General features: G+C 53.4%; 9 protein-coding genes. All 9 read left to right on the top strand.

The window, feature by feature from the left end:
- Nucleotides 1–574: type-F conjugative transfer system protein TraW (gene traW, locus ACMX3H_RS10890; RefSeq protein ID WP_415210845.1), on the top strand; the 574-nt coding region annotated here is incomplete at its 5' end.
- Nucleotides 571–1,566 carry a conjugal transfer pilus assembly protein TraU gene (traU, locus tag ACMX3H_RS10885; protein WP_415210844.1) on the top strand — a complete coding sequence of 332 codons (996 nt, stop codon included), beginning with the start codon at nucleotides 571–573 and terminating at the stop codon, nucleotides 1,564–1,566. The genes traW and traU, both read left to right, overlap by 4 nt.
- A gap of 13 nt (nucleotides 1,567–1,579) precedes the next feature.
- Nucleotides 1,580–2,224 carry a type-F conjugative transfer system pilin assembly protein TrbC gene (gene trbC, locus ACMX3H_RS10880; protein WP_415210843.1) on the top strand — a complete coding sequence of 215 codons (645 nt, stop codon included), beginning with the start codon at nucleotides 1,580–1,582 and terminating at the stop codon, nucleotides 2,222–2,224.
- 7 nt (nucleotides 2,225–2,231) lie between these two features.
- On the top strand, nucleotides 2,232–3,401 hold the full coding sequence (locus ACMX3H_RS10875; RefSeq protein ID WP_415210842.1) for a hypothetical protein: 1,170 nt from the start codon (nucleotides 2,232–2,234) through the stop codon (nucleotides 3,399–3,401).
- 40 nt (nucleotides 3,402–3,441) lie between these two features.
- The gene (locus tag ACMX3H_RS10870; RefSeq protein ID WP_415210841.1) at nucleotides 3,442–4,074 is read left to right on the top strand and encodes a conjugal transfer protein TraN; all 633 of its coding nucleotides are present in this window, start codon (nucleotides 3,442–3,444) and stop codon (nucleotides 4,072–4,074) included.
- On the top strand, nucleotides 4,071–4,805 hold the full coding sequence (traF, locus tag ACMX3H_RS10865; protein ID WP_415210840.1) for a type-F conjugative transfer system pilin assembly protein TraF: 735 nt from the start codon (nucleotides 4,071–4,073) through the stop codon (nucleotides 4,803–4,805). The genes ACMX3H_RS10870 and traF overlap by 4 nt, the downstream gene beginning before the upstream one ends.
- Nucleotides 4,806–4,815: 10 nt before the next feature.
- Nucleotides 4,816–5,331, top strand: coding sequence for a type-F conjugative transfer system pilin assembly thiol-disulfide isomerase TrbB (trbB, locus tag ACMX3H_RS10860; protein ID WP_415210839.1), 516 nt, complete (start codon nucleotides 4,816–4,818; stop codon nucleotides 5,329–5,331).
- The gene (gene traH / locus ACMX3H_RS10855; protein ID WP_415210838.1) at nucleotides 5,328–6,695 is read left to right on the top strand and encodes a conjugal transfer pilus assembly protein TraH; all 1,368 of its coding nucleotides are present in this window, start codon (nucleotides 5,328–5,330) and stop codon (nucleotides 6,693–6,695) included. Before trbB ends, traH begins: the two co-directional genes overlap by 4 nt.
- Before the next feature lie 2 nt (nucleotides 6,696–6,697).
- On the top strand, nucleotides 6,698–9,466 hold the full coding sequence (gene traG, locus ACMX3H_RS10850) for a conjugal transfer mating-pair stabilization protein TraG (RefSeq protein ID WP_415210837.1): 2,769 nt from the start codon (nucleotides 6,698–6,700) through the stop codon (nucleotides 9,464–9,466).
- Nucleotides 9,467–9,708: the final 242 nt, after the last annotated feature.

The raw sequence follows: 9,708 nt of genomic DNA, 5'->3' as shown, positions 1-9,708 counted from the left end.
CACGACAGGCGATTTGTGGCCGGTGGTTGAGCAGGACATGCTGACGTTGATTGAGCAGCGGTTACGGGTGGCGGTAGATAGTGGAGCATGGGGACGCGAAATGTCGGCGTTCAAACTGCGGGTGATAGCTAACAGCCAGCGGCCCATGCCGGTTGCGGGGATTTCGGTCACCCAGCCGTACGAGGAAAAATTTTTTGATCCCAGCGTACGGTTAAGCGCGGATGTGAAAGATGAACAGGGGAGAGTGTTTGCCCATGCCGGTGAAATCATTAACCCGCTGTACACGGTGCCTTTTGCTCAGACGCTCTACTTTATCGATGGTGACGATCCGCGACAGCTGGACTGGATGCGGGCGCAACGGCCCGACACCCTGCAATATAAAATCATTCTGGTGAAAGGGAACATCCCCGCCGTGTCAACGGCACTGGACGCACGGATTTACTTTGATCAGGGAGGGGTACTCTCGGAAAAGTTTGGCCTGAAAACCGTACCCGTGCGCATTACGGCGGCCTCAAGCGGTCTGCGGCTACGTATTGAGAGCTTTCCGCCTGAGGTGCAGGGAGAAGCGCGATGAGACAGATCATGCTGTGTCTGCTGTTGTGCCTTGGCATGAGCACTGCTCCCGCGCTGGCGGCTGATGCTGCCTGTCAGGGGCGTTTTGTTAATCCGATCACCGATATCTGCTGGCGCTGCATTTTCCCGATTTCCATCGGCAGCGCGGCGGTGGGGAACAGCGGTGTCGCACCCGATACCGACAATCCCGGGATGCCTATCCAGTTTTGCCCTGCACCGCCGCCTATTTTTCAACGTATCGGGCTGGCTATCGGCTATTGGGAGCCCATGGCGTTGACGGACGTGACGCGCTCGCCGACCTGCATGGTCAATCTGGGCGGTTTTAGCCTCAACCTTGGCAAGGTTGGGACGGGAACGGGCGGCCAGAGCGATAAGGACGTGCCGGGCGGTTTCTATCACGTTCACTGGTACAAATATCCGTTGACCTACTGGCTGAACATCATTACGTCGCTGGGCTGTCTGGAAGGGGGAGATATGGATATTGCCTATCTTTCTGAAATTGATCCGACGTGGGTCGATAGCAGTCTGACCACTATTTTAAACCCGGAAGCGGTGATTTTTGCCAATCCGATTGCGCAGGGGGCATGTGCAGCAGATGCGATAGCCAGCGGTTTCCGGTTGCCGCTGGATGCGCTGTTCTGGTGTGCCGGCTCCCACGGCTCGATGTACCCGTTTAACGGCTGGGTAAGTAATGAATTCAGTCCGTTGCAGGCGTCGGTGCTGGTTTCGGAGCGCATGGCGTTCAAGCTGCACCGTCAGGGAATGATCCGCGAGAGCATCGGTAAGGACAGGGCGGTGTGTTTCGACTACCCGTCACCCATTTTGCCGAAAGCCCGCTGGCGTTACCAGATGGTCAACATGCACCCGGACAGTGCGCAATGCCATCCCATGGGGCGCAGCGTGATGCGTTGGGAGGCGGGACATAACTCTCCGGCGAGCAAAAAGAATTTTGGTTATCTGCTGTGGCGTAAGCGTAACTGCGTCTTTCTGTGAAGGGGGGGAACCCATGAATATTCGGTTGCGAACAGGCGTTATTGTCGGCGTGTTACTGCTGGCGGCGTCCGTGCAGGCGTCTTCGCCCGCCCCTGATGATGGTACGGCGGTGCGGGAAGATACGCGGGCATGGTTGACACAGCAAGAGCATTTTAGTCAGTGGCTGCGAGAGCACGCTCGCGAGCCGGATTTCTTGCAGGTCCCGCGCCCGCCATTATCGGTAGAGTCTCAGACGTTTATTGACGGGCTGACGGAAAAACAGCGGCAGGTCAGTGCTGCGCCCCTTGCCGAGGGGGCGTTGTATTTTGTGTCGCTTTCTCTTCCGTCTAGCGGCCTGCGGCAAATGTTGCAGGAAACGAAGCGGTTTGCCATTCCCGCGACCTTGCGGGGGATGGTTAATAACCGACTACCCGATACGGTACAGGCTGTGATGGCGCTGGTTGGCGAGGGGGATGCAGAGGGGGTGCATATCGACCCACAGCCGTTTCGTGATTACGGCATTAGATCGGTGCCGGCTCTGGTGGTGTATTGCCCGGCGGGGTTCGATGTGCTGCGCGGCAACCTGCATCTTGAGGCCGCGCTGAAAAAAATGGCGGCGACAGGGGATTGTGCCTCTACGGCCAAGGCGTTGCTGGTTGCGGGAGGTGTCCGTGAGTAAGTGCGTAATGATGGCGCTTGGCCTGCTTGTTGTGCCTGCCGCAGCGGGTGATCAGGGGGATTACCGGGAGGGGGCCGATTTTGCCAGACAGGTGCAGGGAAAAGGCGTTGAAGCGCTGAAAAATGCCCAACCTGAGCAGATGATACCGAATTATTCTAACAGTCCGAAAGAAAAACAGTATTACGGTGGGGTGACTGCGGAAAGTGATGGGGCATTGAAAAACGACGGTGCGACGGCGTGGTCAGTATCAGAGACCGGGCAGACGGTGAATGAGTCGGTGGTGAATAATCCGAAAGAAAAACTTTCCCCTGATGCGCCCTTTATTCAAGCCGGGCGCGAGATTGAAGGCAAAGCAGAGCACGTTGTCGGCAAGACCGGACCGGACTGCAAAGCGGAACAGGTGACGCACAGCACTTTTACCCGGCATGTGTGCGAGCGGGATACGGCGGTGTTTCGCACCTGTGACCGCGTGGTCGAGATTGGCGGTCATGAGGCGACGCGTTATGAAGACCGCAATGCGCATATCGACCGCACGGCTATCCGGTGGTGGCGCGACGGCACACGGGTGCGCGGGACGTTCCCGGCACCGTTTACCGGCAAACTGACGGCCGGGGCGGTGCATCTGGAGGTGCAGAACGCACTGCATGCCTACGGCTGGCCGACCACCATTACCGTGCTGGGGGCGCAGGCCGGCTATGGGCAAAGCGACTGGGGGCGTCGTGACCTGGGCGTGGGCGGCGTTACCCTGAACGCAGGACAATCGGTGGAGGTGGTCATTACCATCCAGGCCTCTGGCCACCTCGTGACCTTCCTGGATGCGCTTGTCAGACAGTTGAGTCGTTCCGGCGGCACTATGCTGTTCCACTTCGATTTTTACGGCAGCAGTGAAGTGCGCTACTGGGTGCCGACCACCTCGGTGCCGCCGACCTGTGCGTTGGAGAAAGAAGCCGGCGCGGTGAAGGTGAATACCGAATGCAGCGAGGCGGGCGGTGAGCGCACGGTGGAGCTGAATGGGCAGCGCTATACGGTGTCGGCCAGCTGTTGGCGTTTTACCGATACCTATCGTCTTCAGGCTGCTTCTCAGGGTAACTGTGAGGTTTACGCAAACAATCCGGCCTGTATACGGTGGCGATGCATGGCTGCGCCTTTAGCGACGAGCAGGAGCGTGTTTACGTGAAAACGTTACGTACTCTTGTGAGCATCGCACTACCGGTACGGTGATGTTGTGTGGCGGTGAGCCGTTCTGTCTGGATGGCGACTGTGAAAATACCCAGAAGGGGAAGAATAATGATTTTAAGCAGGCGGTCTCTGAACTGGCGGCGGTGGCCGCAGCCGGGAAAGCGATTGCCGGTATTAATAGTGTTGATATCAAGGCGTTTACCGGGCAGGCGAAGTTTTGCAAAAAGCAGGCGGTGGGCTTTAGCGACTGCTGCAAGGACAGTGGCTGGGGGCAGGATTTGGGGCTGGCGAAATGTTCGAGTGATGAAAAAGCGCTGGGCAAGGCCAAAGAGAAAAAATTGACGGTTAGCGTCGGTGAATTCTGTTCGCAGAAAGTGCTGGGTATTTGCATTGAAAAGAAACGCAGCTATTGCCAGTTTGATAGCAAACTGGCGCAGATTATCCAGCAACAGGGCCGTGCATGGCAATTAGGTGTGGGCTTTGGTGGGGCAGAGCATCCCAACTGCCGGGGAATTACGCCGGAGGAGTTGCAGCGTCTTAATTTCGACCAAATGGATTTCAGCAGTTTTGAAGAGGATTTACTGAAAAACCAGAACGTCCCGGATAACGATCTTTTGTTGCAGCGAGTCAGGGAGCAGATGAAAGAAAAAATGGAGGCTGCCGCCAAATGAATCCTTATGCGAACGGGATGTTTTTGTTGATGCTGTGCTGTTCATCTGCCTTTGCGTTGGATAACGGTTGGCAATGGTATCACGACGATAAAAAAATGGTCGATGAGGATAAACGTCCTGCACCGCCATTGATGACGACGGCGGAAAAAATGGCGTCGTTACAGCAAGCGACAAAAAACGCGCTGTATGAAGCGATCCTTTATCCGGGTGTGGAAAATTTCGTGAAATTCTTTTCCCTGCAAAATTACTGGACGCAGCAGGCGGGGCTATTTTCGCAGAGTGCCAAAAAAGCCCTGCTGCTTCATCCTGAGCTGGATTACAACCTGAAATACCGCCATTACAACGGTACGGTGAAATATCAGCTGGCGGCGGATGCGGCGGCGGCGCGAGAGGCTATCGGACAGTTATCGCGTCGCTACGGTGTGATGTTCTTTTATCGGGGGCGCGACCCGATAGATAACCAGCTGGCCGGTGTTATCAAACAATTTCGTGACACGTATTCGCTCTCGGTGATGCCGGTGTCGGTGGATGGCGTGATCTACCCGTCATTGCCGGACAGTCGCCGTGATCGCGGGCAGGCGGCGAGGCTCGGTCTCCGTCATTTTCCGGCGTTAATGCTGGTTGATCCGAAAGGCGGTGCGGTGAAGCCATTGGCCTATGGCTTTATCAGTCAGGACGATCTGGCGAAGCAGTTTCTGGCGGTTTCGACCGATTTTAGTCCGAATTTTTAATGGAGACGGTATGCGAAAAGGACGTTATGCAGTGTTGATACTTTTCCTTGGCCTGCTGACGGGATTTTCTGCTGCGGCCAGCGTACGCGATGATATCGAGGCGCTGTATCGCCCCGAGGGGATGCGGCAGCCTGCGCCGAAAGCGCCACTCGCCCGCTGGTATCGCCTGAGCAATGGGCAGCAGGTGGATGTCACGCAATGGAAAGTAGTGCTGTTTATGCAGGGGAGTTGCGGCTACTGCCAGCGATTTGACCCGATACTGAAGGACATAGCGCAGAAAACCGGGCTGGCGGTGTTTCCCTACACGATAGACGGGCAGGGGGATGCGGCTTTCCCCCATGCACTACCCGCGCCGCCAGATGTGATGCGCACGTTTTTCCCAGCCCTTCCTATTGCGACGCCAACGACGTTTTTGGTGAACGTCAATACGCTGGCAGCGTGGCCGCTGTTACAGGGGGCCGCGGATGAGCAGGGGTTTCTGGCGCGTCTGGATAGACTATTCCAGTCTATTGAGGCGGTGAAATGAAAAAACAGGTCGTTTGGGGCGTTGCTGGCTTGCTGCTGGGGCTGTCCGTCTGTGCGCGCGCGGACGTGAACAATGATATGGATAACTTTTTCAATCAACTGGGGTTTGCTTCCAATAGCAGCCAGCCGCAGGTGTGGCAGGGGCAGGCTGCGGGGTATATGTCCGGTGGCTCGCTGTATGCCCGTACCGCCGTCAGGCAGGTGCAACTGGTCTCCATGGCGCTGCCGGATATCAATGCTGGCTGCGGTGGTATTGATGCCTATTTGGGGTCATTCAGTTTTATTAACGGTGAGCAGCTGCAACGGTTCGCCAAACAGATCATGTCCAATGCGGCGGGGTACTTTTTTGATTTAGCGCTGCAAACGACGGTGCCGGAAATGAAGCAGGCCAAGGACTTTTTGCAAAAGATGGCCTCGGATATCAATAGTATGAATCTCAGCTCATGCCAGGCGGCTCAGGGCATTGTTGGTGGTCTGTTTCCGCGTACGCAGGTCTCCCAGCAGAAAGTCTGTCAGGACATTGCAGGCGAATCCAATGTCTTTGCCTATTGGGCTGCCTCGCGTCAGGGATGCACGGTAGGCGGCAAAATGGGTGAGGTGCAGGACAAAGCCAGCGAAAAAGATCGTGAGCGCGTGTTGAAAAATATCAACATCATGTGGAATGCGCTGGGTAAAAGCCGGATGTTTGATGGCAATAAGGAGTTAAAGGAATTTGTGATGACGCTGACCGGCTCGCTGATTTTTGGCCCCGATGGCGACATTCAACCGTTACCGCCGCGCACGACCGATCAGGACATGATCAAGGCGATGATGGAGGGTGGGACGGCAAAAATCTATCACTGTAACGATGCGGAGAACTGTTTAAAGGTGGCCGCCAGTACGGATGTGATCATCCGCCGGGATAAGGCGTTGAAGTCGCAGATCATCCAGTTACTGAGCAGTATCCAGAACAAGGCAGATTCCGATACGCCGCTGACGGAGAAGGAAAAAGGGTTTATTTCCAGTACCTCTGTGCCGGTTTTTACCTATCTGGTCGATCCGCAAATGCTGGGGATTTCCAATACGGTGGTCTATCAGCTTTCAGACTATATCGGCTACGACATCCTGTTGCAGTACATGCAGGAGCTTGTGCAGCAGGCGCGCGGGATGCTGGCTGCTGGGAACTACCCGCAGCAGGTGGTCGATACACGGCTGGAAAACCTGAATCAGGCCACGGCGATGATTGCCAGCTTTCAGGCGCGTGTTCAGGTGCAGCAGGACGCGCTATTGGTGGTTGAACGTCAGATGAGCTATATGCGCCAGCAGGTGTCGTCGCGTATGTTGACGCGCTACCAGAATAACTACCACTTTGACGGAGGGCAGTAAGCATGATGGAGCTCTATACCATCGGCGGTGGCGATTGGTTGCGAGAAGTGCTGAATGCGGTGGTGGCCTTTATGGGAACCAGCACCTTTTCTGTACTCAAAGGTATTGCCGTGCTGATTTCCATTTATGTGGTGGCGCATGACTGGATAGTTAACCGCAATATTATGAGGATGGTTACATGGGTGTTTGTGCTGGTGATGATGTCGCTGTTTGTCGTCATCCGTCACCTGGTGCAGATTATTGATAACAGCAATCTGCGCACGGTGTATCAGGTGGATAACGTGCCGGTGGGGCTGTTGCTTCCGGCCGCAGTGAGTAGCCAGTTTGGGCATGGGCTAATTGCGGGCTATGAGGCCGTGTTCGCCCAGCCGGACAGTGTAACTTATAGCAAAACAGGAATGCTGTTTGGGGCTAATCTGGTGATGAAAAGCACGGATTTTCTGTCGCAAAACCCGGACGTGACCCATCTGTTTTCTGATTATGTGCAGAACTGTGTTATAGGGGATATCCTGCTGAATCATAAGTATTCATTGGAGCAACTGATGAATACGTGCGATCCCTACGGTCTGATTTTTTCCAGACCCAGCCCGTTACGCGGCATTTTTACCCGTAAGGGGGTGTTCCAGACCTGCGCGGAAGCGTCGGTTGACCTGAAACGGGCGATGGCGCTTGATACGCAGACCGGCGGGAAAACGTGGCACTACTACGCGCGGCAGCTGTTTGGTGGACGCCCTGATCCGAATGCGCTGTTTGGTGCCCTGCTTTCAGGCAGCTACCAGTATTTTTACCGTACCGGGCAGAGTGCCAGTGAGATCCTTAAGCAGAACGTGACGATGAACGCGCTACGGGACGGCATTCTCAGCTATGGCGCGCGCAGCGGTGATACGGCTGGAATGATGAATATTACCACCATGATGTCGCTGGAAAAGCAGCGCCTCGCGCAGGCCAGCTCTGCGCGTGTTGCTACGCACTTTATGCCTGCGTTGCATGTGATCCTGATGGGGATCATGATAGCGATTTTCCCGGTGATCCTGCTGTGCGGCATGGTCAATATTGCGACGGTACAGATACTGAAGAACTATGTGCTGTCCTTTGTATGGCTACAATGCTGGCCGGTGCTGTTTGCGGTGCTGAACAGCGCGATGACCTTTTTTGTCCGGCGTAATGAGGTGCCGGTCGTTTTGTCCAACTTCTCTATTGTGAAGGAGAACTATTCCGATATCGCGCTGGCGGCGGGCATCTTGTCAGCATTGATCCCCTTTATATCATGGGGCATGGTCAAGGGAATGGGACAGGTTTTTTCCAGCGTCAGCAGTTCGCTGGGGTCAAATATTCTGGGGAGTACCACTCAGGCGGCCAGCAGTACGGTGGATGCTAATTTCACCTATAACAATATGCAGACTGACAATATGCAGGGGTTTGGCTGGAATACCAATAGCACGTTTGCCAGCGGGCAGATGACCCACCAAACGGCGTCCGGCGGTTCGGCGACCCAAACGATGGATGGCAACATGGTGTATAACACGACCGGGGCGATGTCGGTACTGCCGACGCAGGTTTCGGTGCAGCGCTCGATAGCCAGTGCCCAGCAGCAGATGGCGAGGGAGAGTGAGGCGGAAGCGCAGACGGCACTGAGTGGCTATAACGACAGTATCAATGCAGCATCCACGCAACTGGCACAGTTTACCCATCAGTCCGGGCAGAGTGATACCTTGACCCGTGGTGCAGACAGCAGTCTTAGCAGCAATGCCTCCCGTGCGGCGCATCAGATGGCGTCTGCGGTAGAAAGTTATGCTCAGGCTAACAGCATCAGCAAGGCGCAGGCGACGCAGGAGTTGATGGATCAAGCAAACAGGTTTTCTTTTAACAGAGGTGGATCTGTGCATGCTAAATGGGATAGTGGCGATATGTTACCAACCAAGTTGGGTAAATGGTTTACTGGAGCTAGTGCTGGGGGGGAAGCGCATGCTGGGCTGGAATGGTCTACTGGAAGTACTAATTCACATAATGCCAGCGATTCAACGAGTAGTCATAGTGATAGTCGAGCAGATAAATCTACACAGGTGGTGTCTGATTTTAAACAGGGACTAGATGTCTTGACCAGTTACCGTACCAGTGAATCTGGTGCTCATACTGATAATAATTCGGATTCTCATGTTAATCAACTGGCGGCAACATTTAGTGAAGCGAAAAGTCAGTATCAGCAATATACGGATAGCTCGACACGTAGCCATGAATATTCGGAAATGGCTTCTCGCACAGAAAGCCTTAGTGGGCAGATGAGTGAAAATCTTACGCAACAGTTTGCGAATTATGTATCTCAGCATTCTCCACATAATGCTGAAACGTTGTTGACTGATACCGGTTCGCCAGATGTTGCAGCGCAGAGAGAGTCATTAGCCAGAGATTTTGTAAAGCAGCAGGTAATGCCTCGTATTGATGCTGAATATATAGATAGTAAAGAAAATTTATCTGGTCCTGTTTTTTCTCAAGGGATATCATCTAGGGGATATGATTTAAAAAATGAATACTCCTCTCAGAAAGATATGGTTTCAAAAAATGTTAGTGATGCTGGCATAAAGAATAATGTTGGTGACGGTGTTAATAATATTATTTCGAGTAACGGTCAAAAAATTCATGATGATAGTGATTCGATAAACACACAAAGAAATATAGTTGAAGGTCAGAAAGAAAATATGGACGCGCAGCATAAAAAAGTATCACAAGAGCAAAATAGAAGATATAATGAAGAGAAGAAAAAGCATGAGTAATCTGCCATAGGGGATTTATTATGATAACCCACAAATTGATATTGAAGGAGTCAGAAGAGTTAAAGATATTATTGGCAAACAATGATGTGGCCATTCCAACATTATGGAAATGTTGCTGGCCTGGATTAGTATATATGGCTCTGGTCATAACTTGGTATTTTATCTCGATGAGATTTGTTGTTAATAGTGATGTGTGGTTTGTTGTTGGCTGTTCTTTTATTGTTTTTATTGGTTCATCTAAT

The sequence above is a fragment of the Sodalis sp. (in: enterobacteria) genome (genome assembly GCF_047607725.1).
In the GTDB taxonomy this organism is placed as follows: Bacteria; Pseudomonadota; Gammaproteobacteria; order Enterobacterales; family Enterobacteriaceae; genus JBLKSS01.
Note: the sequence above shows the minus strand (reverse complement) of the source record. Positions and strands in the feature narration are given on the sequence as shown.